Here is a 24,732-nt window from a genome sequence, read left to right as displayed (position 1 = left end):
GACGAAAAAAGACATTCATCAAACTTCATTATAGGTGATAAGGAAACTGGGTGTCAACCTATCCGGAACAAAACTTCAAAAATGAGCCGCACCGGGTTTAGCGGGCGTTGAGCGGCCCCAGTTTTTCTCCGCCAAGCAGGTGATAATGAATATGGAATACCTCCTGCCCGCTGTGCTTGCCGCAGTTGTTGATCAGACGGTAGCCAGATTCGGCAACGCCCTGTTCTTTGGCGATTTGCTGCGCCGCGCTGTGGATTTCTCCAAGCAGATGCCAGTCGTCCGCTCCGACGTCGTTCATCGACGCGATATGTTTTTTGGGAATGATTAAAATATGTACGGGAGCGGCCGGATGAATGTCGTGAAAGGCAACGACATGCTCGTTCTCGAACACTTTTTTCGAAGGAATCGACCCTTCGACGATTTTGCAAAAAATGCAGTCCACGTTCTCGCCTCCTTCCCATATCAGGTTCAAGCTTGTCTCCTTCCACTATACCCGAAAACTTGGCAAAAAGAAAACTGGCCGCGGCAAAAAGACAAGGACCCGATTTTTGGCATCATTCGGCTTGTTTTCACAATAAAACGTTCTTTTTTTGCGCGGCTCCGTCCATTGTGACCTGATCGTTCTCAAAATGTGATCTATTTTAACGAAAATAAGCATCGATTTATGCCCGAAAACAGGGATTCATTTATAGACTATCGGTCTAATATTATCTATAATACTAAACGGAACGATTCAATGCATGGCAAACGGTACTAAACCAAGGGGGGTTTAGGGTGGACCGCTTCATGAGAGCGTCGACGCGAAAAAAACGCGACTACCTGATGGATGTCGCCCTGAAGCTGTTTGTGGAACGCGGGTACGAGCATGTGTCGGTGGACGACATCATCGCGGCGACCCGGACGTCCAAAGGAACGTTCTACCATTATTTTGAGGGTAAAGACGAAATTCTTCGGGAAATCCCAAGAAAACAAACGGAGCTCATTCGAGCTTGGTGCAGCCGCACGCCTTCGCAGGTACGGTCGCTCGAAAGCCACGTCAACCGGCTGATGCTGGATTTGGCCGAAGCGCTGGGCGCTTACCGTCGGCTGATCCGCAGCTGGATCGCCCTGTCGATGCAAAACGAAGGCCTGAAGGCGGCTATGGAAGAGCTGAAACGAACGCTATATGAAAGCTTGCTGCGCTGGCTGCCCGAGCCGGGCAAAGCCAAAATGCTGACCACCGCTTATTTCGGCACGGTCATGCTGTGGTGCGCGATTGAGGAAGAGACAAATTTGACCGAGCGGATGCGGGAGCAGCTCGCTTGGGTTTGGACAGGGCTTCGCCATAACAAGGAAGCGGAACCGATTCTACTGGAAGCAGAACGGAAAGGAGAACACAACATGAAGGTTGCTATCATCGGAGGAGGGCTTGCGGGACTGACCGCAGCCGCTTATTTATCGGAGCAACAAGGAATCGAAGGCGTCCTGTTCGAGCGCAGTCCGCAATTGGGCGGACGTGCGTTTACTTATGAAAAAGCGGGCTTTACGCTGAATTACGGCGCGCACGCGATTTACGGCATCGACCGCCATACCATCGGCGATATGGAGCGCGAGCTGGGACTATCGTTCAGCTCGAAGCAGGTGGACAAACGGAGGGTCATGTATTACAAAAACGAACAACTGACGCCGGCTCCGCTCGATTTCGTCAACCTGATGCGGACGGAGCTGCTGAATCCGCTCCAAAAGGTGCGCTTCGTCGGGGAAATTACGGCGATCATCGCCAACATTCACAACGTGCGCAATTACGATACGCTGGGCGATTACTTGGCACAGTCGGACGCGGACGAAGACGTGAAAGAGCTGTGGGAGCATCTCGTCTGTTCGAACTTCTTCATCACGCCGGAAGAGGCGCGGAAGGTGTCCGGCGCGGTGATCAGCGACTATTATCACAACCTCTTTTTGTCGGGCCGCCCGGTTAACTACGTGCTCGGCAGCTGGGCCGTCATTACGAACCAGCTCAAGCAAAAAATCGACCTGACCTCCCGCTGGGAAATTGCGCTGCGCGAAGGCGTAGACGGCATTCGTTACGCGGACCGCAAGTTTTGGCTGCAGACGAAAACCCGCGAGCTCGAATTCGACCGCGTTATTTTCGCCATGCCGGTACAGCAGGTCTGTAAGCTGCTCAAGGACACGCCGTGGGAGCCGTTCATGGCCCCTTACGAGGACAATACGGCGACGGAGGTCATGGTGTACGACATCGGCATGAACCGTGTTGTGGCCCGCCCGTTCAGCTACATCAGCGACATGGACAACAAGCTGTTCATCAGCGACGTCTCGGCGACAGACCATACGCTCGTTCCGGAAGGCGGGCAGCTGCTGCAGGGCATCGCGTACCTGAACGACAACTTCGAGGGCGAGGACGAGCGCAAGGCATATTTAGACAAAAAGACCGAACAGATGGAAGCGTTGTTCGATCAGCATTATCCGGGCTGGCGCGAAGCGACGGAAGTGAAGCGCGTTTCGAAAAAAGCAATGGTGTCGAGCGTCAAAAATATCGCAAGCAACCGGCTACTGCCGAACCGGATCGAGAACGTGCCGTTTTACTTCTGCGGCGACGGCTGTCAAGGCAAAGGCGAGCTTGCGGAACGCGCCTTCTCCAGCGCGCGGCTGGCAGCCAAGGCGATCTTGGAGGAAAGTCCGCAGCTTCAACGAGCATAATCGGGTTATAGGCGTGAAAATAAAAAAGCTCGAATGGGCTCGGTTCCGTGAAAGGCGGAACCGACCGTTCGAGCTTTTTTTTATTTTCATATCAGATCATTCCAAAGTTTGCTTAGCTGTTGCCCCACCCAGCCAAACCATGCGCCGACCGCCTGAAGCGGCCCGGGTTTGGTGTCGGACGGCGACTTACGCTCCGCTGAGAGCGCAGTGACGGTGGACGAGGACTTCACCGCGGTAAGCGAGACCGGAAGCTCCCGCAATGCCGTTCCGCTCTCTGTCCCCGATCCGGTGCCGATTCGCACCGTTTGCGTCTCCCCGTCCCACTCGACCTTGCCGCCGAACGCTTCGCCGATAAAACGGGCCGGGACCATCGTATAGCCGTTGACTAACCGGGCGGGAGCTTCAAGATGGTAAGCTTCCCTGTTAATGCTCGCGGCGCCGCTGCCGATCGTCACGGAGACGGTCGTCGAGCCTTTTTTCCCTGTGGCTGTCCGTGTCGCCTCATCCCATTCCACCTTTGCCCCCATCGCTTCAAAAATCGCGCGCAGCGGTGTCAGCGTATTGCCCTCGATCAGAACCGGAGGCTGCTCGAACGGCACGGCTTTTCCGTCCACATCGACGGAAATCCTGGAGGCGATCGGAAACGAGCGGGAGCCGCTCTTCTGTCCTTCGCGATTATAGACTGCGAGTTCAAAAACCGAGCCCTCCGGGATCGCACCGGCCACCAGGTCGATTCCGAATGGCGGGGCCGTCTGCGTCGCAAGCAAAGTTCCGTTCAAATAATATTCAAGTTTACCGATGTAGATATCCGGGATTTTGACGAACGGAATAAGCTTGGCCGCTCGCGCGATAGCGTTGTCCTTCCCCATCGACACGAACCCTGCATGGTCGGAAGGTTTCGCTCCTTGCTCCACCCTGGACAAGTAATACGGCGAAGAAATGAGCTGCTTATACAGGTTCAGCATCGCCTCGTTGTCACGAAGCAGGTAATTGTTCTTCGATTCCTTCATGTCCAGGTTGACGTTAAAATACGTAATCGACTTGAGCCGCGGGTATTTGAAAGGCATCACTTCGTACAGGCGCTGCAGATTAAGCAGCCCGTAGTCGGTAAACGACTCCTGCGGCAGGTTGGCGTAATGGGAGACGGCCGTCTCGCTAATCATCAGCGGCTTGCGGTCGGCGTACGTTTTGTACAAATGATCGAGCCGCTCGACGGGACTCGTCGCCTGCATATTGCCCTGCTGCGGATCGCCGTTCTCATAAGGCTCCGTATACATACTCACGCCAACCCAGTCGACGTAATCGTCACCGGGATAATAAGCGTCCATCGAATACATCGGCACGTCGCCGGGGCTCCATACCATAGCAACGTTCGGCGCTTCCTCGGCCATGATGTCATGAACCATTTTGAATTTATCGATATATTTTTGCGGATCACCGTGCCAGACGACCCAGTCGCCGTTCATTTCGCTGGCATAGCGTAAAAAAATCGGAATCCCGGCGGCTTTCGCATCCTTCGCCCATTGACGGACGACGTCGTCCGTTACGGCATCCAAGCCGTTCATCGGCTCCCAGCCGATCTGCAGCGCAGCGCCGGCCTGCTTGGCCCGGGCCGCATGCTGCTTCGGAAACGGCTTGCCGACCTGCGCATAGGCGAGATACAGCGCATGCTTCTTGCCGTACAAGCTTTCCGAGCGGTCAAAATAGTTCTGCATCCCGGGGTCCCGCTCGGTGTACATGCCGATGTACGTTCCGTATTCCGGCTCGAACTTCGCCAGCTTGCCGTTCTTCGGGGCCGCTTGCCGCCGCAGCGTTTCGGCATCCTGCGTGCCGATATACGCCTCGATGGTCGTGCGGATCTGCTCCGCCCGCTGCAAATCGACCGCTCCCCAATCTTTTCCCGCCTTTAGCCAATACTCGTTCTCCTGCTCGTAATAGCGGATCGCCTGCTCGTAATCCTTGATGCCGTCGAAATGCTGGTTGAGCTTGCCGCTAAACAGCGCGGCATTCTCCCAATCTCCGGCCGCCGCATAATGCTCCACGAGAAATTTCCAGTGCGGCACGGCCGACGCCGCATCTCCTTTGGCCACGGCGGCATCCGCCGCCTTCCAGCGGTCCCAAATGGCGTCGGCCTGAACCGGCAAACCGTGTCCGAGGAGCAAGCCCGCGCTCACGACGGCGGCGAGCAAGCGGCGTACGCTTCGGCGATGTGTGTCGTGCCCCCCTAGACAGTACGGCTTGCGATTGGCGATGGTCATTCCTGTTCCCCCTTGCGCTGCGGCTTGTTCTATTTATTATACCATTAGCTATGACGGCTCGCGTAGAAGTATGCTACATCGTTTCCAGCGTCACCCGGCTGCCTCGTCCGTTCGGCTCGGCGGGGTGAACGACCAGCCTGCGCGGCAGCCGCGCTCTCAGCTCCGGCACGTGGCTGATGACGCCAACGGTCAGCTTGTCCAAATGCAGCTTTTCCAGCGCGGTGATGACCGTATCGAGCAGCTCTTGGTCCAGCGTGCCGAACCCCTCGTCCAGGAAGAAAAATTCAAGCGGATGCTCTCCCTTCAGCTGGATTTGCGTCGAAAGGGCGAGCGATAGCGACAGCGAGGTCAGGAACGTTTCGCCGCCGGACAAGGTGGTCACCGGCCGCCGTACGCCGCCGTTCGCGTTGTCGCGGATGACGAAGCCGCCGCCGGAGTCGACCTCGATCGCATATTTTTGCCTCGTCAACTGACCGAGCCGTTCGGATGCCGCACGGCTGACGTGCATAAGCTGCTCCTCCGCCAAAAATTCGACGAAGGCGTTGCCGCGCAGCACGTTTTGCAATTTGCCTAGCAGGGACAGCTCCTGTTGGCTTTTCTCCCGCTCCGCCTCTAGCTCGCTCCACCGGGCATGCTTCGCCTGCAGCTCCTCGTGGTCGCGCTCCGCCTTGGCCGTCGCCTGCAGCGCCGCTTCGTCCTCGGCCTTGCACCGGGCCAGCTCTTCTTCCAGCGCCGTCCACTCTTCTTCGGTGACCTGCCGGCCCGCCAGCTCGGCGTCGAGCTCCGTTTGCCGCGCGGCGAGTTGGTGCTCCTGCTTGCCGTGGGCTTCCACTTCCGCAGCCCATGCCTGCTGCTGCTCCGGTTCGACCAACGCTTGCGTTACTTCGTCGGCTGTCGCGAAGCCTTCAACGGACGCTTGCTGCGTCCATTCCGCTTCCGCTTCCTCGCACGCGAGCCGCGCTGATTCGGACGCTTGCCGCGCCGCGGCTTCCGCCTTCGCTGCGGCCTGCTGGCGGGCCTGCGCTTCTTCGAGCAGCTGCGCAGCCCGCTGCGCTTCGGCGCGCAGCTTGTGCAGCTCCGCCTGCGCCTTGGCAGCCAAAGCGGAAGCGTCTTCGTCTCCTACCCAAGCCCGCAGCCGCTCCGTCTGCTGTCCGGTCTGCTGCTCAAGCGCTTGCCGTTCCGCCGCCAATCGGACGAACTCTTTTTCCGCCTCGTTCAGCTCCTGCTGAAGCTGCTCCATCCGGTTCCGCTTCTCGTCCAAAAACTCCACGCTTTTGTCCAAGCGGCCCCGCAGCTCCTCCGCCAGCTGGTCCTGACGCTTCAGGCGCTCCGCCAGCTCTTCCAGCTCGTCGGGCCGGAGCTCCGGAAATTTGGCCTGCCAGCTGGCACAGACGGCGTTCAGCGCTTCACGGGTCTCGCCCGCTTTGGCCGCATGGGTGTCGAACAGCGTTTGCGCCGTTTGCTTGCGCGCTTGGCCGTCATGCCGCTGCTTGTCCAGCTGGCGCTTGTTTTGCAGCAATTCTTGAAGTTTCGCTTGCAGCTGCTGAATCTGACGGCTGACACCAGCAGCCGACTCCGCCGCTTCGCGCAGCGTCTCCGTGATCCGTTCGCCGGGGATGTCTAGCTGCGCGTTGTCCTTGGAAGATTCCGTTGCGGAAATGGCTGTGACAGCCGCTTCGCCTAGCGCAGCGGGTAACCCCTGGAGTTCTTCCTCCACCGCCTGCCGCCACTGTCTTTCCAGCGCTTCCAGCGACTGCAAGTGGCCTTGGACCGCAAACCGGCTTTCGCGGGCTTCGTTCTGCTGCCGCTCGAGCATCGCCGCTTCGTCTTGCCGCGCAGGCGAATTCCCGTCCGAGGCTCCCTCGGCCTGCGGCAGCGCCGGATTCGGATGCGCCAAGGAGCCGCAAACCGGACAAGCTTCGCCGTGATGCAGGTGCGCCGCTAACGCCTCGGCCATCGCCGACAGCTCCGCTTGCTGCTGAGCTTTGCGGCGGTGCGTAATCTCCTCCGCAATGCGGCTCTCCAGCCCCGTCAGCCGGCTTTCCGCCTCCCGCGACGTCCGATAAGCCGCGAGCAGCTCCTGCGACCATTCCGCCGCAAGCCGCTCCCATTCCCGCTGGGTCGCTTGCAGCGACGCCTCCGCGTGGCTCAGACGCTGCAGCTCCGCCTGCAGGCGGTTCGTTTCCGCCTGCTGCTCCGCCTCCAGCTTCGCGAGCCGCTCCAGCTCGCGCTTCTCCTGCAGCGCCTCCTGCAGGCGCTCGCGGTGCGAAGCGGGCACCTCCGCCCGCTTCAGCTCGTCGCGCAGCTGCTCCTGCCGCTGCAGCGCCTTCTCGCGCAGCTCGCGCTCGCGCGTCTGCTCCGCGCGCAGCGCCGCCAGCTGCGCCTCACGGCGCCCGCCTTCGGCGGCCAGCGCGGCCAGCCGCTCGCGCGCCGCGGCGAGCTCAGCCGCGAGCTGCGCGGCCTGGCGCAGCTGCTCGAGCCGCGCGGCCAGCGGCGCCTCCTGCGCGGCCAGCGCCTCGCGCGCGGCAGCGTGCGCCGCCTGCGCTGCGGCGAGCGCGCCCTGCGCGGCGCCGAGCGCCTCGGCGGCGGCGCGGGCGGCCGCGCGCTGCTGCGCGAGCTGCGCCTCCGCGGCGCTGCGCCGGCGCACGAGCGGGCGCAGCCGCTCGGCCTGCGCCGCGCGGGCGAGGCGCGCCGCGAGCTGCGCCACGCGCGGCGCCTGCGCGGCCAGCGCCGCCTGGCGCGCGGCCAGCGCTGCGCGCTCGCGCTGCAGCTCGCGCACGGCGCGCAGCTCCGCGGCGCGGCGCTCGCAGGCGGCGAGCCGCTCGCGCAGCCCGCGGGCGGCTTCGCGCGCTACCGCGAGCCGCTGCTCGGCCAGCGCCAGCGCCGCTTGCGAGGCGTCGCCGAGCCCCTGCTGCTCCGCTTGAAGCGCCCGGATCGCCACGTCCGTTTCCTTGAAACGGGCGGAGGTTTTCGCGCTCAGCCGGTCGCCGTACGACTCCAGATGAAACAAGCGCTGCAGCATCGCGCGCCGGTCTTTGCCCGTCAGCGTCAGAAACTCCGCGAACTTCCCTTGCGGCAGCACGACCGCCCGGGTGAAATCGGCCATCGACAAACCCAATATATCCTGAATCCGCTGATTGACCTCGCCCGCCTTATCGGCCAGCACGATCGCTTCGTCGTCCCGGTATTGAATCAGCCGGCACAGGCTGCCGAGCACCGAAACGTCGCCGCCCCGCTTGAACTGACGGTCTACGCGGTAGCGCTTAACGCCGAGCGCATGCCCCAGCTCGAAGGTAAACGAGACGGACAGCATCTGCTCCGCCTGGTTCATAATCGCCTGCGTACCGCCCGGCGCCCGCTCCACCTTCCCGAACAAGGCCAGCGTCATCGCATCGAGTAGCGTCGACTTGCCGCTGCCCGTCGGCCCGAAGATGCCGAAAACACCCGCGCCGGTCAGCGCACTGAAATCGATGTCCTGCGCCTCCCGGTAGCTTTGCAGCCCCGCGATTTGCAAATGAATCGGCCGCATGAGCGAGCCCCCTTTCCAATTTGCTCTATAAATATCCGGCTACACCGCCGGCTCGTCTTCCTCCGTATGTAACAGCTCCAGAAACAGCCGGATTAGCTCCGGCTCGGGCTGCGCACCACCGGTCTGCCGCTCGTAGAAGCGGCGAAACAGCTCGTCCATCGGCAGCTTCGTCGCCGACACGGCTTCCTGCAGCGACGCCTCCAGATCCGGGTACACCGGCCGGATATGAATAAACCCGTCCCGGGCCAGCCGCAGCCGGTGCAGTTGCTCCATTGACATCGTCTCCTGCAAGTGAACCTCCAAATCGATCCAAGCGTTGACGTCCTTGCCTTCGTCCAGCCAGCGATGCACCTCCGCCAGCCCGCCCTTGGCTTTCCATTCCACAAGCGGACGCCCGCTAGAGAGGAAGATTTCCTCCAATTGGGGGGCCGCGCCCGGCTTCAGATCAAGCACTGTAACCGATTTGGCCTGCCCGGCCTCCGAGAAGCTGTAGGCGAGCGGCGAGCCGCTGTAGCGGATCGTCGTCGTCTCCGACTTCAAAAATTGCGGCCGGTGCAAATGTCCCAAGGCGACGTACTGCGCCCCGGCTTCCAGCGCCGACGTGTCGACCGTATAAGCCCCTCCGACTTGAATCGGCCGCTCCGACTCCGTTTCCTGCCCGCCGAGCACATAGAGATGGCTCATGAGCAAATTGACCGTATCCACGCGGTAGTGCCTTGCCTGCTCCGCGACGATATGCCTCACCCGCTCGGAATATACGGCCCGCAGCAGCGTCTCGTCGGCCCCCTCCGACAGCAGCTCACGCAGCCGCGACTCGGACGGATACGGCAGCGCGAACAGCACCGCCGTTTCGCCCGTGCGCCGGATGTCCACCGTATGGACCCGCGCTTCCGGCAGACCGACCAGCGTGACGCCAAGCTTGTGCGCCAGCGGGTCGGCGGCGGCCAGCCGGTCGGGGTGATCATGGTTGCCCGCAATGACGTAAACTGGTCGCTGTCCTTGATCCGACAGACGCGCCAGCGCATCGTAAAACAACTGCTCGGCTGCGGCCGGAGGATTCACCGAATCGTAAACGTCTCCTGCCAGCAGCACCAGATCGATCTGCTGCTCCTTCACGAGAAGGGCCAGCTCGTCGACGAACGCTTCCTGCTCGGCGAGCCGGCTTCTTCCTTCCAGCGTCCGGCCGAAATGCCAATCCGCCGTATGCAATATCCGCATGACTTTTCTTTCCTTCCCTAATAGCGTCGCCACGGGGTAACACTTGGCCTAAGCCAAGCTATGCTTTACTCCGCTTCCATAGTCGACACCCGCTCATCCCAGGCGTCTGCCTCATTTCTTACTTCATTCACAGCTGCACCACATGAGCGCCATCGAATAAAAAGATATATTTTCCGGTTACCGGCCGCTTCCAAATCGTCTCGACGGCTTTGGCGTACAAGTCAAGCTGCAGCCGGTATTTTTCCGCCGCCCGAAGCGGAGAAGCGCCTTTTAACCGGTCCGTCTTGAAATCCACCAGCAAGAGGCCGTCGCCTTCGTCGATCAGACAGTCGATCACGCCCTGCAGCATCACCGTCTCATCCGACAACCCGCCCCGTTCCGCGCCATAGACGTCTCGTGCAGGCAGCCCGAAGCTGAACGGCGTTTCCCGATGCACCCGCTCGGCGTGAAGCAAACGCCGTCCCAGCTCGCTTTCAAAGAACGTCACGATCACCGCAGGGTCGACCAGACCGCATTGCTCCTCCGTAAGCAGCTCCCGCTGCACCAGAGAGGCCAGCAGCTCGCGGACGTCGGATTCCGAAGGGAGGCGATCCATCGGCATATGCTGCATCACGGTATGAAACACCGTTCCGCGCTCTGCCGCATTCGGCCCGCTTCGCTCCATAAACCGCGGTCTTCGGACAATCACTTTGTGAAAAGCCGCGCCATCGGCTCCCCGCCCGGACCTCTCTTCCGTTACCGGTTCTCCGGACTCCGTCCCGATTCCCGGCCACAATGCCGCAGACGGCTCGTCCGACAGCAGCTCAAGCAGCTTCCGGTGCTCCGAATGCCGCTTCAGCTCCGTAACGGACGTTTTGGACAGCACCAGCGTCGCATCCTCCCGGGGGTAGCTCCAGGACAAGCGCCGCCACACTTCGTGCTCCCAGCGCTCCGTTTCGTCGACCGGCTCCAGCCGGACCACCGACTGCCAGCGGGGATCAGCAAAGCTCACCGCCGCTGCAGCTTGGGACATCCCCGCGAACAGCTCCGGCCTCAACAGGCGCACCTGCCATTCGGAGGGCTCGCCGTCCATAAACGGCCAGAGCCGATAGTCCAGTCCTGCCGCTTCCCGAAGTGGTTCCACGTCAGGGTGCCGGATCATCGCCGGACCAATCCAATCCAAATAACAGCGTGCGCCCGCCAGCGTGTCGTCCGGCAGCGTCAGCCGATCATGCAGGACAAACCGTCCCCACGCGTCCAACTGCTTCTGCAAATTTTTGACCGACCCGATCAAGATAAGCTTCTCCCGCGCCCGGGTCAGCGCTACATACAGCACGCGTATTTCTTCGGCCAGCATCTCCATTTCGATTTTGCGCCGGATCGCCAGCCACGGCAAGGTCGGATAACTGACTCTCGTTTCCGTCTCCATCAGCTTCGGCCCGAACCCAAGCTCCTTATGCAGCAAAAAGCTGTCCGTCAAATCCCGCCGGTTGAACGTCTTAGCCATCCCCGCGACGAAGACGACGGGAAATTCCAATCCTTTACTTTTATGGATCGTCATGATGCGGACGACGTCCTCCTGCTCGCCAAGCGCCCGCGCCGTTCCCATGTCGCCGCCGCTGTCCTGCATCCGTTCGACAAAACGCAAAAACCGGAACAGCCCGCGAAACGACGTCTCTTCATATTGCCGCGCCCGGTCGTAAAGCGCCCTCAAATTGGCCTGCCGCTGCGGACCGCCGGGCATGGCGCCGACAAAATCAAAATAGCCGGTTTTCCGGTAAATATCCCAAATTAAATCGGCCAGCGAGCTTTGCTGCGATTCCAAGCGCCACTGCCCGAGCCAATCGAGAAATGTCCGCAGCTTGCGCCGCGTTTCCGGGTTCCGCTGAAATTCGTCCACCGTTCCGCCGCTCTCGCAGGCCGGGTCCTCCTCGGTGGCTTCGTATGTCGCAAACGTTTCGGCGGCCCCGGCTACTCCGCGGCCCGGTTCGGAATTCGCGGCCTCTCTCGGCGCGTAGGCCCTCACGGCGTCGAAGTACGCCCCGTGCGGACGGCATATGCGGATATGCGCCAATTCCTCTGCGTCGAGCCCCACGATCGGGGAACGCAGCACGGATGCCAGCGGGATGTCCTGATACGGATTGTCGATCACTTTAAGCAGCGACAATACCATTTGCACTTCAACGGCTGTAAAATATCCGGTGCTCAGCTCTGCGTAAGCGGGAATGCCCTGCTGCCGCAGCTCCTCGATCATGACAGGCGCCCACTGCTGCGTCGCCCGCAGCAAAACGACGATGTCCCGGAACTGGGCGTCGCGCATGCCTTTAGCGGATTTGTCGAATACCTGCCGGCGCCTTCCGCCGTCCATCCCCATCATTTCGCGGATTTGCCGCGCAATATACCGCGCTTCGAGCTGTACCGTCTCCAGCTCGCGCACCTCGGCTGCCGCTTCGTCCGCCCGATCCTCCGTCCCGGCGGCAAAGCCTTCCGGAGAATCCCCGGCGGTCTCTCCCGGCGCATCGGCATCCTGCGGCGTCCGGTCGATCAGTACAAGTTCGGCTGCCAATGCGCCGCTTGCGTTCGGCGGCTCGGGATAGCCCGCGCCGTAAACGAGCTCCGCCCGCTCGTCATAGTCGATCTCGCCGACGTCTCCGTGCATCAGCTGGCGGAAAATAAAATTCGTGCCGTCTACCACTTGACGGCGGCTGCGGAAGTTGCGCGCCAGATCGATGCGCCTCCCCGGCCCATCGCCGTCGGTACGGTAGCTTTTATACTTCTCCTGGAATAAGCCCGGCTCCGCCAAACGAAACCGGTAGATGCTTTGTTTTACGTCCCCGACCATAAACCGGTTACCTGGCGCGTCCTTGGCGATCAGTTGGACTATCGCTTCCTGGACGCGGTTCGTATCTTGATACTCGTCCAGCAGCACCTCGGCGAACTGCTCGCGGTATTCCAGCGCTGCGTCGGAAGGAATGGGGCTCCCGGGCAGCGATTCGTCGGCGCTGAGGATTTTCAGGCAAAAATGTTCCAGGTCCGCAAAATCGACGAGCCGCTTGCTCATTTTGGCCGTCCGGTACCGCTCGCCGAAATCGATCACCAAGCCGACGAGCGCATCCATGATCGGCCGCATTGTCCGCAGCTCCGCCTCGTACTGTTCCGGCGTCCGTCTGAACAATTCTTCCTTCAGCTCGCTCAGCCGGTCTTTGACCTCGCCCCGCATGTCCTTCACTTGCTCCTGAAGCGCTTTGTCGAAGCCGTCCCCCCGGCAAGCCTTCAACTTGCCGAAAGCTGCGCCTTGAAACGCTTGATACAGCGGTTCCCACGAACCGGCTTCAGCCAGCTCCAGCAGCTCCCCGACGACCGCGCCGTCATCTTGAAGATTGGTCAAATACGGCGCCGGTCCTCCAGGCTGCTCTGCGATCCGTACCGCTTCCCGAAGCCGCGACGCCATAGCCTGCAGCTCCAAGCGGACATACGCAAGCAAGCTTGCCAGCCACGGGTTGTCGCCGGAAGCGACGGGCCGCTCGAACATGCGGACGCACTCGTTCAGCCAATGCTCCGGCCACGGATGGCTCCGCGAATCGTCATACAGCCGCTGTACCAGCGAGAACAGCGCATCGTCGTTTTTATCCCCGCTGAACGAATCCGCCAGCCGCCAGAACAAATCGCCTTCTCCTGCTTCGCCGTACCGCTCCTCCAGCAGCTCCCCCAGCAAATCCTGCCGCATCAGCGCGCTTTCCGTTTCATTGGCGATTCTGAAGTTCGGATCGAGTCCGATCCGCTGGTAATGCCGTTGAATGACCTCCATACAAAAGGAGTGCAGCGTCGTAATCGACGCCTGTGGCATCAGCGCAAGCTGCTTGCGCAGGTGATCCGAGCCCGGATTGTCCGCCAGCGCCTTCTCCAGCGCCTCACTGATCCGGTGGCGCATTTCCGCTGCCGCCGCCTTGGTGAACGTAGCGACCAGCAGCCGGTCTACGTCGAGCGGCTCGCGTTCGTCCGAAATGCGGCGGATAATCCGCTCGACCAGCACGGCCGTTTTCCCGGAGCCCGCGGCGGCGGCCACGAGCGTGGAACGGCCGCGGACGGCGATGGCCTGCCATTGCTCGTCCGTCCAGGTGCTGTTCTCCGGCTTCGGCATCGTTTCCGTCATTGTTCGTTCCCTCCATTCTCGTTATCCGGCTCTTCCGGGACGTTATCTTTCTCCGGGTCCGCTATCCGGCTCTCATCCGCAGCCGGCCGTTTCGCAGCGGCGCGCGGCCGGTAAGCCGTTCCGGCGGAACGGGGAGCGGAAGCAGCCTTTTGCTCCATCATTTCCCATACCCGGTCTTTGCCGATCGGCGTAAGCTGCTTGTACGCATTGCCGTCGAGCTGCGTGTCGAATTGGCATACGGAGCGGTACGCGCACATCGTACAGGCCGTCGCTTGCCCCATCCGGTAAGGCGCAATCTCGATGGTGCCGTCCGTCAGCGACGTCCCGATCTCGCGGATCGTCCGCTTGACGTACCGCCGAACGGTGTTCCACTGTTCTTCGGAGGCGACCGACGACGTTTTATAGAAGCTGCCGTCCGTCTTGAGCGCTACCGGCAGCAGGTCGGAATGTCCTCCGGCTTCCGCCAGCCCTCCGTCCATCAGCCGGATCGTATCCGCGTCGGCGCGAAGCAGCCCTCTCATTTTGAACCGCTTCTTCAATTCGCTGTCGATCTCTTGGACAGAAAGCCCGTTTCTTGCGTTCAACACCGGATTATGTACATGAAAGTACAAAACGCCCGCCGGCTGCGCTTCGTGACCGAGCCAGATCGGCGCATGCGTCAGAATGACGTCCAAATACGTGAGCATTTGCAGCGATAACCCGTAATACACTTCGGTCATATTCAGCGCCTTGGAGCTCGACTTGTAGTCGATCACCCGCAGCAGCGTTCCTTGCTCGGTATCCGCCCGGTCGATCCGGTCGATTCTTCCCCTCAGCTCCATGCGCACGCCGTTGTCCAAATCGTAAAGCAGCGGCGGAATCGGCTGTCCGCTCCCGAAGCCGACCTCCAGTCCGATCGGCCGGAACTGTCCCCGCCGGGCGTGCTCGCCCAACATCAGCGCCGCCCGTCCGATCACCTGCTTGAGTTTCCGCGCAATATAGGAATACCGTTTGGAGCTGAGCAAAATTTCGCCCTGCAGCCTCGGCGCAAGCGCGTCGACGACAAGCGCCGCCCGCTGCTCGCATTCCGCAGCCGACAAGCTGCCCCAGTCGAACCCTTCGCGCTCCGTCTCCTCCGCAAACTTGGTCAATGCGGCGTGAAACAGCTGCCCGATATCAGGCGCTTCCAAGCGAAAGATGCGGCGTTCCTTCAACCGCAGTCCGTGGGAGACGAACTGGGAAAACGGACACGCGACGAAGCGCTCCATCCGGGATACGCTCGTCTGGATGCTTTCCCCGTACAGTTCGCGGCTCGTTTCGGCGCTCAATTCCTTCGCCCGGTTCGAATAGAGCAGCGCCTGCACCATCCGCGACAGCTCCAGAGTTTGTTCGGGCTGGCGAGTGAACCAGTTGTACACCGACCACCAAACGGGATTCATTGGAGCTCCGTTCATCCACTGCTTTAGCTGTACCATCAGTAAGGACAAGGCTTTGTCCGGGCGGGCGACGTACTCCATTTGTTCGCCGGCGTGGCTGTCCGGGGCCGGATCGTTCAACAGCAGCCGCTCCTGCAGCGACGGAAACATCCGCTTCACCTGCCGGATCACGTCCGAAGGCAGAAGTGATCTTCCTTCCTCATCGGCCAGCGGATAGCTGAGCCATAATCCGTGCGAAGGCGCGCAAAACGCGCAGTAGATCAGGAACGACTCATCAAGCAGCCGTCTCCGGCTCCCTTCGGCGGTTTGCAGCCCGTTTCCGGCCAACTGCTCGCGCTCCGCTTCCGACAAGACGCCGCTTTCAGGCATTTTGGCAGGCATGACCCCCTCGCTCACGCCAAGCACGAACATGTGCTTGATCTGGCCGGAACGGGTCCGGTCCATGCTGCCGACCAGCACCTGATCGAGGGTGGGCGGGACATGGCCGAGCTTGATGCTTTCAAGTCCCGTGTCCACCAGCTCCGCGAACGTTTCCGGCGTCATCGTCTCGTCTCCCATCAGCTCCGCGAGCTGATCGAACATATCGACGACCCGCTCCCATACTTGGGCATGCTCCCGCGCTTTCTCCGCCTGTCCCTGCGCGAGGGACGCCTGGCTCCAAGCCTCCAACCGCTCCGGCACCCGAAGCTGCTCCAGCAGGCCGTACAGCGCCTCCACCCGCTGAAGCACCGTCGCTTTCCAGCGCATGCGCTCCTGCAGCGCCCCTAGCGGTTCGGCCACCAGCCTGCGGCAGGCGTTGAGCTTGCGCAGAAACGCCTCGTCCGCCTCGCTCGCCTGCGTCTCGTCCTGCTCGAGCGTGGTCCGGTACGAATACGTCCAATCCTTCATCCATTTGTGTCCTTGAATGCCGAACGCCAGCACATAGTTTTCGAGCTGGTCCATCGCATGCCGGTCGATGATCAAACCGTCCTCCCGCTCTCTTTCCTCGCCGAACGGCAGGAAAAATCCGGTTTTGACCGCGCGGAAGACCGCTTCGTATTTCCAATAATGGTTGACCGTTTCGAGCGCAGAGCGAATCAATTCGACGAGCGGGTGATGAACAACCGGCCGCTTATGATCCAAAAAGTGCGGGATGCCATAGTCGGCAAACGTGCCCGAGATCAGCTCGCCATACGATTCCATGTTGCGGACCGACACGGCGATGTCCCGCCATCTGAGCCCTTCGTCGCGGACGAGCTTGACGACGTCCCGGGCCAGCGCCTCCACCTCCGCCCTGCGGCTGGCCGCCGCCGATATGCGAACGGCCGGCTGCCGGTTATCCCCCGGCTCGGGTCGGTAAGGCTTTTTCACCCGCTCCTCCCATTGCGCCTCCAAAAATCCGAGCGACGGCGTATCCCGGAACCTTGCCGGAGGCGAAGACGGCAGGATGATCGAGGCTTCGGTTTCCACCTCCAAGGCATCCAGCCGCTCCCGCAGCATCTTCATCGTCCGGGCTGTCGGATGGAACAAGTCCAGCTCGTGCGGCTGCTCCCCGCCAACGTACGGACGGTTCAAGCAGAGCGTCATCGTGACTCGCCCGGCATACAGAGCAAGCTGCTCCAGGACGGCAAGCTCCTGAGGCGTAAATCCGTGAAACCCGTCGACCCATATTTCCGCGCCCCGTAAATACGCCGATTCGCCGACCTGGCGGGTCAGCAGCGTCAAATAATCCTCCCCGTCCAGGTACAGCTTGGACAATTCGGTCTCGAATTCGCCGTACAGAAGCTGCAAATCGTGCAGCTTGTCCGGAAGCGTGCCGGAAGCATCGCCGCCGGAAACGAAGCGCGACGAATAAAACTGCTCGAGCTGATCGGGGCTGATACAGTACCGTTTCAACTCCGAAAACAGTTCGTTCAGTTTATCCAGAAAGCCCGTTTGTCCCGCCGACGCTTGAAAACGGCGGAGACGTTCTTTTTGTTTATGTAAAATGCGGTGAAGCAGCAGTTTTTTGCCTGTTTCATCGATCGGCAGGCGCGAGGTGCCGCCCACCTCCTGCATGACGCGCCAAGCAAGCCGCCGGAAGCTGAGCACTTGAGCGCGCAGCGTGCCTCCGAGCTCCGGGGAGGACACAAGCGCATATTCTGTCTGAAAGCTGGCCTGCTCCGGCACGAGCCAGATCAGCGGCGCACCGTCCGGCTGCTCCAGCAGCTTTTGTTTGATCGCGTTCAGGCAAAACGTCGTTTTGCCGCTGCCCGCACGGCCGAGCACAAATTGAAAAGCCATAGTCGCTCCTCCAAATTTCGCTTCGATTCACGTAACTCTACTATTCTACCAAAATGTCGGACATTGCGGAAAAGACAGGTTTTGGTATAGTATAGCACAATCGAATACACCGGAACACTCGTTCCGCCCCGGCTTATCCTTTGGCTGCGGTATCGGCTCGGCAGAATAGGAAAAAACCGGGAAAAGAACTACGCTGCAGGACAGCGCGCTTTTCCCGGCTTTTTCCGCGTGATTGAAGCTTGAAGCTTTCTAGAAACGTTCCCGCTTTTGCTGAAAACGGGCGATCGCCTCGTATTCCTCCTCCATGTTTCTCGCGATTTTAATGTAGATGGGCAGAAGCTCATGGTAGATTTCGGCATGCTCTAGTATCGGCTTATGCACATGCGTTGCGCCGACCATCCGGGAAACGATATGCAGCGAATCCACTCTCCCCGTCGCGTATAAGCCAAGCACGACGGCTCCGAGACAAGAACTTTCGAAGCTTTGGGGGACGACCACTTCCTGGTCGAAAATATCCGCCATGATCTGGCGCCACAGAGAGGAGCGGGCAAAGCCGCCGGTAGCATGAATTTTTTTGGGCCGTCCGATCCGCTCCCCCATCGCCAGCAAGACGGTGTACAGATTAAAAATAACCCCTTCCAGCACGGCTCGGATCATATGCTCTTTGCGATGGTGCATCGTCAAGCCGAAAAACGAGCCTCTTGCATTCGCATTCCATAAAGGAGCACGTTCCCCGGTCATATAAGGATGGAAGATCAAGCCGTCGGAGCCCGGACTGACCTTCTCCACAATTTTCGTCAACAGATCGTAGGCGTCAATTCCAAGACGTTTGGCCGTTTCGACCTCCGATGCGGCAAACTCGTCCCTCGCCCACCGGAACAGCATACCGCCATTGTTGACCGCTCCGCCGATGACCCAGTGCTTTTCCGTCAGGGCATAGCAGAAGATTCTCCCCTTCGGATCGGTTGAAGGCTGGTCAATCACGGTGCGGATCGCGCCGCTCGTGCCGATGGTCGCCGCCACAATCCCGGGCTCGATCGCATTCATGCCAAGGTTGGAAAGCACGCCGTCGCTCGCGCCGACAATAAATGGGGTCGACCCGGCAAGGCCCGTCTCTTCCGCGAAAACGGCTTTCATTCCTTTCAGCGCATACGTCGTCGGGACAAGTCTGGACAGTTGATTTCTCGATACTCCGGCAACGTCCAGCGCTTCCTCGTCCCAGTCCAGCTTCTGCAAATTCATTAGACCGGTCGCCGAGGCGATGGAATAGTCGACCACGTATTCGTCGAACAGCTTGGCAAACACATATTCCTTGATCGAGATGAATTTGCCGGCGTTTTGAAACAGCACCTGATGATCGTGGCGAAGCCATAGCAGCTTGGAAAGCGGCGACATCGGATGGATGGGCGTCCCCGTTCGCAAATAGATCTCATGCCCGTTCATGTCCCGCTTCAAGCGTTCCGCCCAGGCGGCGCTTCGGTTATCCCCCCAGGTGATGCAGCGCGTTAGCGGCTTGCCTTCGGCATCAACCACGATGACGCTGTGCATGGCCGAGCTGAAGGAGACAAACAGGACTTGCTCCGGCCTCGCGGCGCTTTGCGCCATTACGCGCTTCAACGTTTGGATCACTGCGCGGAAGATGCGGTCCGGGTCCTGCTCGGCTATAGACGAAGTAGGCATATACAAAGGGTATTCCTCGTCCGCCTTGGTGACCACTTTCCCGCTCTCCTCGAATAAGACAGCTTTCGTGCTGGTCGTTCCGATGTCAACGCCAATCATATAGGCAGGCTGGCTCAATGAAATAACCCTCTTTCTTAAACCACGGCGCTCAGGAGAAGAATGAAGATCAGTCCCACCACGGATAAAATCGTCTCCATCGCCGTCCATGATTTTAAAGTTTGCGATACGCTCATGTTAAAAAATTCCTTCACCATCCAAAAGCCCGCGTCATTCACGTGGGACAATACAAGCGATCCTGCGCCCGTAGCCAGCACGACAAGCTCTACATTCACTCCTGGATTCAGCACAAGGACGGGAGCGACGATGCCCGCGGCTGTCGTCATGGCAACCGTGGCCGACCCTGTCGCGACACGAATGAGAGCGGCGACAAACCATGCGAAAAAGATAATGTTCACATGCGCCTGAGTGGCCATCGCGGCAATAGCGCCGCCTACTCCGCTGTTAATCAATACCTGTTTAAAGGCTCCGCCGGCCCCAATGATCAGAATGATCGTCGCGGTCGGGGCCAAGCACTCGCTGGCAAAGCGGGAAATGTCCTCTTTCTTAAAGCCCCTCGCAAAGCCAAGCGAGAAGAAGGAGAAGACGACCGCGATGAGCAGGGCGATAATTTCATGCCCGATAAATGTGCTAAACCGGGTGAGGCCGCTCGTCGCTTTCGGGTCGATGATGGTGGCGATCGATCCGATCAGCATGAGAAGGACGGGCAATAAAATTGTGAACAGCGTGATCCCAAACCCGGGAAGGCCGCGGTTATCCTTCGCCGCGAATTGCTCAGCCAGGTCAGCCGGCGGCTCTACCGCTAAGCGTTTGCCGATAAATTTGCCGAACAGAGGGCCGGCAATAACGGCCGTCGGCAGCCCGACCAGAATGGAGTACAGAATCGTCTTCCCCAGATCGGCATTATAAGCGGCGATGGCAATCATCGGCGCCGGATGAGGCGGAACAAGCCCATGCACGGTGGAAAGCCCGGCCAGCAGCGGAATGCCGATTTGCAAGAGCGACATTTTCGTCTTGCGCGCCACGATAAATACGATAGGAATCAACAGGATGACCCCAACCTCGAAAAACACAGGAATCCCTACAATAAATCCGACGACCATCATCGCCCAGTGAACGCGTTTTTCACCGAACCGGTCGATCAGCGTCGTCGCGATCCGCTCGGCTCCTCCGGACTCCGCCATCATTTTGCCCAGCATTGTTCCGAGCCCGATGACGATCGCAATCGTTCCGAGCGTGCCGCCAAGCCCACCTGTAACCGCTTTAATGATGTCCTCAGGTTTCATACCGGCCAAAAAACCTAATAGCAGCGAAGAAATCAAAAGCGTCACAAAAGGATTCCATTTGAATCTGGCGATCAGAACGACAAGAAAAACAATGGCAAGTAACGCCCAAATGATCAAGGTCAGGTTGTGATCAAGACCAAAAATTCGATTCATAAGCAGCTCTCCTTATTATTCATGCGAGCATGGTTCGGTATCCAGAGTATGCCCAATTTATAGCACGGCAATGAATTTATACATGTATACTTGTCGACAAGTACGGCAGTGAAAAGCCTGCATAGCAGCGGCCTGTTAAGGAAACCTGCTATGAAGCGTTTTGTGCGAATCCGCAAAATATTGCTGAACGACGGATTGAATGACGGTGACGTCCTTCGATTCGAGCCCGGCCACAATCGACCGGTGCTTATCGATGACGGACTTGAGTTTGTTCTCGCCTTTGGAGAACACCTCCGCCGTCGTAAGGTACATGACGGTCAGTACGATTTGGTGGATGCTTTTCCACAAATGCAAGATCCTTGCATGCTTGGCCTCCACAATGATCGATTCGTGAAAGGAAAAGTCCAGATACGAAAATTCCTCGATATCGCGATGCTTCATCGCCAATTCCATCTTGTCGATGTTCCGTTTCAAATTGGCGAGCAGCGCCTCATGATTTCCTTCGGCCAACCGCTGCTGCGCAAAGCTCTCGATCAAAAACCGAACGTCATACAACTCTTCGACATCCTGTGAGCTCAGACCGTTCACGACGGCGCCCATTCTTTCCAGACGAATGAGACCTTCGTTTGACAACGTTTTCAACGCTTCCCTGACCGGCGACCGGCTTGTTCCGAATTCCGCGGCCACCTTATTTTCCGATATGACTTCGCCCGGCTTAATGTTCCCGGCGATAATTTGCAATCTTAATTCGCAAGCCATACTTTCTCCCAAAGACAACCCTTGTAACCATGCAGCAGGATAACGCATGAACAACTCTCCCATACAGACCGTTTTCAATAACTGCGATAAGGTAACGTAAACAAGTATTTCTAGATTTTATCACATAGTTACGAAACGAATCCATCAGGAAAATCGATCTTACGAATTTCTTACGACTTCATGACCGCCGAATTCATTGCGCAGAGCGGCCACCACCTTGCCGTGGAACGTATCGTCTTCCATGGACCGGTACCGCATCAACAGGGACAATGCGATGACAGGCGTACTGATTTCCATATCGAGCGCCGTCTGAACTGTCCATTTTCCTTCTCCGGAGCTTTTCATGATTCCCCGTATCCCTTCCAGCTTGGGATCTTTGGAAAACGCGTTTTGGGTCAGCTCCATCAGCCATCCCCGAATCACCGAACCGTTCGCCCACACCCGCGCAACCTCTTCGTAATTGAAATCGAATTGGCTCTTCGATAAAATTTCGAAGCCTTCTGCAATCGATTGCATCATGCCGTACTCGATGCCGTTATGGACCATCTTGAGAAAATGCCCGCTGCCGTGACCGCCGGCATACAGATAGCCTTTGTCGACTGCGATGCCTTGAAACAGCGGTTCAATGGTTGCAAACGCGTCTTGGTCGCCGCCAATCATGAAGCAGCCGCCATGGGCCGCGCCCTCTGTGCCTCCCGATGTTCCCACGTCGAAAAAATGGACGCCCCGCTCCTTCAGCTTATCCGCCCGGGCCACCGATTGCTTGTAGTGAGAGTTCCCGCCGTCAATCACGATATCTCCTTGCTCCAGCAGCGGACCAAGCGTGTCGATCACCTGATCCACAATCGGACCGGCGGGAACCATAATCCAGACGATGCGGGGAGCTTCCAGCTTCTCTACCAGCTCGTTGACGGAAGCGGAAAGCTCTGCGCCACCTTCTTGCAATTTCTTTCCCGGTTCGGGGTTAACGTCGTACACCACCACCTCATGCTGCTGTTGAAGCAAATTTTGCACGAGGTTGAATCCCATTTTCCCCAGTCCGATCATCCCTAGCTTCATCATTATCACCTCGACAAATATTGTACACTTGTATACAAGTATTCATGTACTCAAAAATAATATACCTCTATCCCGCTTGTCTGTAAACTGCGAATTGCTCTCTTCTATGCCTTGAGAGTGTCGAATTTCGGAACAAATGCCTTGCCCACAGAACGTATGTTTGGTAATATCGTGGTAAGATATAACAACGTAACGTTTGAAATGGAGGAATTTGATATGATGCCGCTTGCCGAACAAGACTGGAAGCGCGATGCGGCGGACGCCGCCTCCCGCGGCTCGGCTTCCGCCTTAACGGCTGCTCTGGGCCCGGTCCTCGGCACGTTGCCCGATAAACAAGCGCGCGCCGTCAAGCACCAAGCGCTGCAAGTGATCGAAGCCGCGTTACCCGATCCGAAGCGGCTCGTCCGCCTGGCTTCCGGACTTGCGCAATCCGGGGACGAAACGGCGCAGGAGCTTGCCGTCTTTCTATTATCCGGCCATTACACAGCCGCTCCCGACGAGACGGCCGAACGGTTGCGCTTCTTGGCCGGAAGCCCGCACGCCACCGTCCGGCGCTGGACGGGCGAAGCCTGCGGAACGTTGCTGGTCAAGCAATTTCCCGCGTTTTATCCGCAGCTAGCCGCATGGTCCGCCTCGCCTCTGCCGCACGAGATCGCAGCCGTTGCCCACGCCGTCCGGATCGCGGCCAAAACCCGCAACCCGGCATGGAGCCGGCCGCTGCTGGATTTGACCGAGCAGCTGATGTCGGGCGCCCCGGTCTCCGCCGGAAAAGCAAAAAGCCCGCTCACACTCGGTGAGGGGCTTCTCGCTTCGTATCCGGAGAAAACGGCTGCACGGCTTGACGTATGGATCGCCAGCGCGAACGAAGCGGTCCGCATCCACGCGACGATTATGTACGCTTCCGCTGCAGCGGCTGAGCATTGGGACCTGCTCGCGCCCGGCTTCGCCAAGCTGGAGCAGGATGTGTCGCCTGCGGTCCGCAGAGCCGCCGCCCGGGCCCGCAAGCAGTTGCTGAAACGGCTGCCTCCGGAACCATCCGGCGAAGCCCTTTAGTCCGCTACGTCCAGTCGACCGTCTGGAACGTGCCGGTGAGCGCCGACTCCCGCGCTTTCAGGCAAAGGAGCGCGCTAAGCAAACCGTCGTCCAGCGTGCTGATCGACTCCTCGGTGCCGCGGATCATATTGACGTAATTTTCCGCAAGCGCCGCGTCGCCGCCAAAATGATCTTCCGCCGCGTCGATCTCATACGTTTCCACCCGCGGCGTGTGATGCATGAATACCTTGACGATACCGGTCGTAAAGTCGAATTCGACCGTCCCTTTGTAGCCGAGAAAACGCGCGCCGCGGGAGCCCGCTTTTTGCCGGGCGAAAAAGTTTTGCGAGTACGATACATGCATCCCGGTCTCGTAACGGATCAATGCGCTGCCCGAGTCTTCGTTGCCCGTATCTTCGGCAAAAGCGCAGTAAGGCCATTCCTGCTCCATCGGCGTACCGACCGTGCTCTCGGCGCACGTTTTGTTTTCCTCGCAATCGACGCACCTAAGCCCCGCAGGCTTCGTGCCCTTGAAAATTTGCTTGGACGTCATCGCGCAGACGCTGACCGGACGAAGCCCGAGCACGTGGTTAATATAGTCGAAATCGTGGGTCGCCTTCTGCAAAAACAGGCCCCCCGTTTCGTTCTCGTCCCGGTACCAATTGTGAAAATAGACTCCGCCGTACGGAACGTTATTGACCGCTTGGACATGCTCGACCGTCCCGATTTTGCCAGAATCGATGATCTCCTTCACCAGCTTCACGATCGACGTGACGCGCAGCGGGAAAGAAACGATGACCGGCGACGGACAGGTCTCGAAGCCGTGCTTCAAGCGCAGCGCATCCTCCATCGTCGTAGCGACCGGCTTTTCGAGATAGAGCGGAATTCCGCTCGGCAGCACCTTCAGGGCCATTTCCGTATGCAAGGAGCAACGGGTGCCGATCAGAACGCCGTCCGGCTTCTCCTGCTCAAGCATCTCCTCGGGCGTCTCGAACAGCCGGATATCGCCCGAACCTTCCGTACCGCTCAGCGCCTTGTCCTTGCGGATGTCGACAACCGCCGTAACCTTGCATTCGGGGTTGGCCTGCTGCACATATTTCAACACCCCGCGTATTCTCGCTCCATAGCCAATGACAGCCAATCTCATGTCTGACTCCTCCTCCAAGCAATCCGTATGTAATGGGTTCACCCCCAT

General features: G+C 59.2%; 13 protein-coding genes. 2 read left to right on the top strand and 11 right to left on the bottom strand.

Annotated elements, in window-relative coordinates:
• Positions 1-97: 97 nt before the first annotated feature.
• Positions 98-442 carry a histidine triad nucleotide-binding protein gene (locus tag NI000_RS17745; RefSeq protein ID WP_054975963.1) on the bottom strand — a complete coding sequence of 115 codons (345 nt, stop codon included), beginning with the start codon at positions 440-442 and terminating at the stop codon, positions 98-100.
• Between the two features lie 344 nt (positions 443-786).
• Here NI000_RS17745 and NI000_RS17740 point away from each other — a divergent pair, with 344 nt between their 5' ends.
• The gene (locus NI000_RS17740; protein ID WP_253412815.1) at positions 787-2,697 is read left to right on the top strand and encodes an FAD-dependent oxidoreductase; all 1,911 of its coding nucleotides are present in this window, start codon (positions 787-789) and stop codon (positions 2,695-2,697) included.
• Positions 2,698-2,783: 86 nt separating this feature from the next.
• On the opposite strand, the gene NI000_RS17735 is transcribed toward NI000_RS17740, so the two are convergent.
• The 9 genes from NI000_RS17735 to gnd all read right to left on the bottom strand — a co-directional run bounded on the left by NI000_RS17735 (position 2,784) and on the right by gnd (position 22,505).
• A complete protein-coding gene (locus NI000_RS17735) occupies positions 2,784-4,955 on the bottom strand; it encodes a stalk domain-containing protein (protein ID WP_253412814.1) in 2,172 nt (723 codons plus the stop codon).
• A 73-nt stretch (positions 4,956-5,028) separates the two neighbouring features.
• On the bottom strand, positions 5,029-8,484 hold the full coding sequence (locus NI000_RS17730) for an AAA family ATPase (RefSeq protein WP_253412813.1): 3,456 nt from the start codon (positions 8,482-8,484) through the stop codon (positions 5,029-5,031).
• A 39-nt stretch (positions 8,485-8,523) separates the two neighbouring features.
• A complete protein-coding gene (locus tag NI000_RS17725; protein WP_253412812.1) occupies positions 8,524-9,702 on the bottom strand; it encodes an exonuclease SbcCD subunit D in 1,179 nt (392 codons plus the stop codon).
• 127 nt (positions 9,703-9,829) lie between these two features.
• Positions 9,830-13,834 carry a helicase-exonuclease AddAB subunit AddA gene (addA, locus tag NI000_RS17720; protein ID WP_253412811.1) on the bottom strand — a complete coding sequence of 1,335 codons (4,005 nt, stop codon included), beginning with the start codon at positions 13,832-13,834 and terminating at the stop codon, positions 9,830-9,832.
• Positions 13,831-17,511 (bottom strand): helicase-exonuclease AddAB subunit AddB, encoded by a 3,681-nt coding sequence (addB, locus tag NI000_RS17715; protein WP_253412810.1) that lies wholly within the window; start codon positions 17,509-17,511, stop codon positions 13,831-13,833. The genes addA and addB overlap by 4 nt, the downstream gene beginning before the upstream one ends.
• Before the next feature lie 249 nt (positions 17,512-17,760).
• Entirely contained in the window at positions 17,761-19,290 is a 1,530-nt protein-coding gene (gene gntK / locus NI000_RS17710) for a gluconokinase (protein WP_253412808.1), read from the bottom strand.
• A 35-nt stretch (positions 19,291-19,325) separates the two neighbouring features.
• Positions 19,326-20,687: a GntP family permease gene (locus NI000_RS17705; protein ID WP_253412806.1), complete on the bottom strand. Its 1,362-nt coding sequence runs from the start codon at positions 20,685-20,687 to the stop codon at positions 19,326-19,328.
• 135 nt (positions 20,688-20,822) lie between these two features.
• Positions 20,823-21,494, bottom strand: a complete 672-nt coding sequence (locus NI000_RS17700) for a GntR family transcriptional regulator (RefSeq protein ID WP_253412804.1) — start codon at positions 21,492-21,494, stop codon at positions 20,823-20,825.
• Between the two features lie 111 nt (positions 21,495-21,605).
• Complete coding sequence (gene gnd, locus NI000_RS17695; RefSeq protein ID WP_253412802.1) at positions 21,606-22,505, bottom strand: phosphogluconate dehydrogenase (NAD(+)-dependent, decarboxylating); 900 nt, start codon at positions 22,503-22,505, stop codon at positions 21,606-21,608.
• Between the two features lie 156 nt (positions 22,506-22,661).
• Here gnd and NI000_RS17690 point away from each other — a divergent pair, with 156 nt between their 5' ends.
• A complete protein-coding gene (locus NI000_RS17690; RefSeq protein WP_253412800.1) occupies positions 22,662-23,558 on the top strand; it encodes a hypothetical protein in 897 nt (298 codons plus the stop codon).
• Positions 23,559-23,562: 4 nt separating this feature from the next.
• On the opposite strand, the gene NI000_RS17685 is transcribed toward NI000_RS17690, so the two are convergent.
• The gene (locus tag NI000_RS17685) at positions 23,563-24,684 is read right to left on the bottom strand and encodes a Gfo/Idh/MocA family protein (RefSeq protein ID WP_253412798.1); all 1,122 of its coding nucleotides are present in this window, start codon (positions 24,682-24,684) and stop codon (positions 23,563-23,565) included.
• Positions 24,685-24,732 lie beyond the last annotated feature (48 nt).

Origin of the sequence: Paenibacillus tyrphae, from assembly GCF_024158745.1 — a bacterium.
Taxonomy (GTDB): domain Bacteria; phylum Bacillota; class Bacilli; order Paenibacillales; family NBRC-103111; genus Paenibacillus_G; species Paenibacillus_G tyrfis_A.
The sequence above is the reverse complement of the archived record's forward strand: the minus strand, read 5'-3'. Positions and strand labels throughout refer to the sequence as shown.

Coding starts and splice junctions, on each gene's coding strand:
- NI000_RS17740 (WP_253412815.1), top strand. CDS start 787: ATGAGAGCGTCGACGCGAAAAAAACGCGACTACCTGATGGATGTCGCC.
- NI000_RS17735 (WP_253412814.1), bottom strand. CDS start 4,955: ATGACCATCGCCAATCGCAAGCCGTACTGTCTAGGGGGGCACGACACA.
- NI000_RS17730 (WP_253412813.1), bottom strand. CDS start 8,484: ATGCGGCCGATTCATTTGCAAATCGCGGGGCTGCAAAGCTACCGGGAG.
- NI000_RS17725 (WP_253412812.1), bottom strand. CDS start 9,702: ATGCGGATATTGCATACGGCGGATTGGCATTTCGGCCGGACGCTGGAA.
- addA (WP_253412811.1), bottom strand. CDS start 13,834: ATGACGGAAACGATGCCGAAGCCGGAGAACAGCACCTGGACGGACGAG.
- addB (WP_253412810.1), bottom strand. CDS start 17,511: ATGGCTTTTCAATTTGTGCTCGGCCGTGCGGGCAGCGGCAAAACGACG.
- gntK (WP_253412808.1), bottom strand. CDS start 19,290: ATGATTGGCGTTGACATCGGAACGACCAGCACGAAAGCTGTCTTATTC.
- NI000_RS17705 (WP_253412806.1), bottom strand. CDS start 20,687: ATGAATCGAATTTTTGGTCTTGATCACAACCTGACCTTGATCATTTGG.
- NI000_RS17700 (WP_253412804.1), bottom strand. CDS start 21,494: ATGCGTTATCCTGCTGCATGGTTACAAGGGTTGTCTTTGGGAGAAAGT.
- gnd (WP_253412802.1), bottom strand. CDS start 22,505: ATGAAGCTAGGGATGATCGGACTGGGGAAAATGGGATTCAACCTCGTG.
- NI000_RS17690 (WP_253412800.1), top strand. CDS start 22,662: ATGTTTGGTAATATCGTGGTAAGATATAACAACGTAACGTTTGAAATG.
- NI000_RS17685 (WP_253412798.1), bottom strand. CDS start 24,684: ATGAGATTGGCTGTCATTGGCTATGGAGCGAGAATACGCGGGGTGTTG.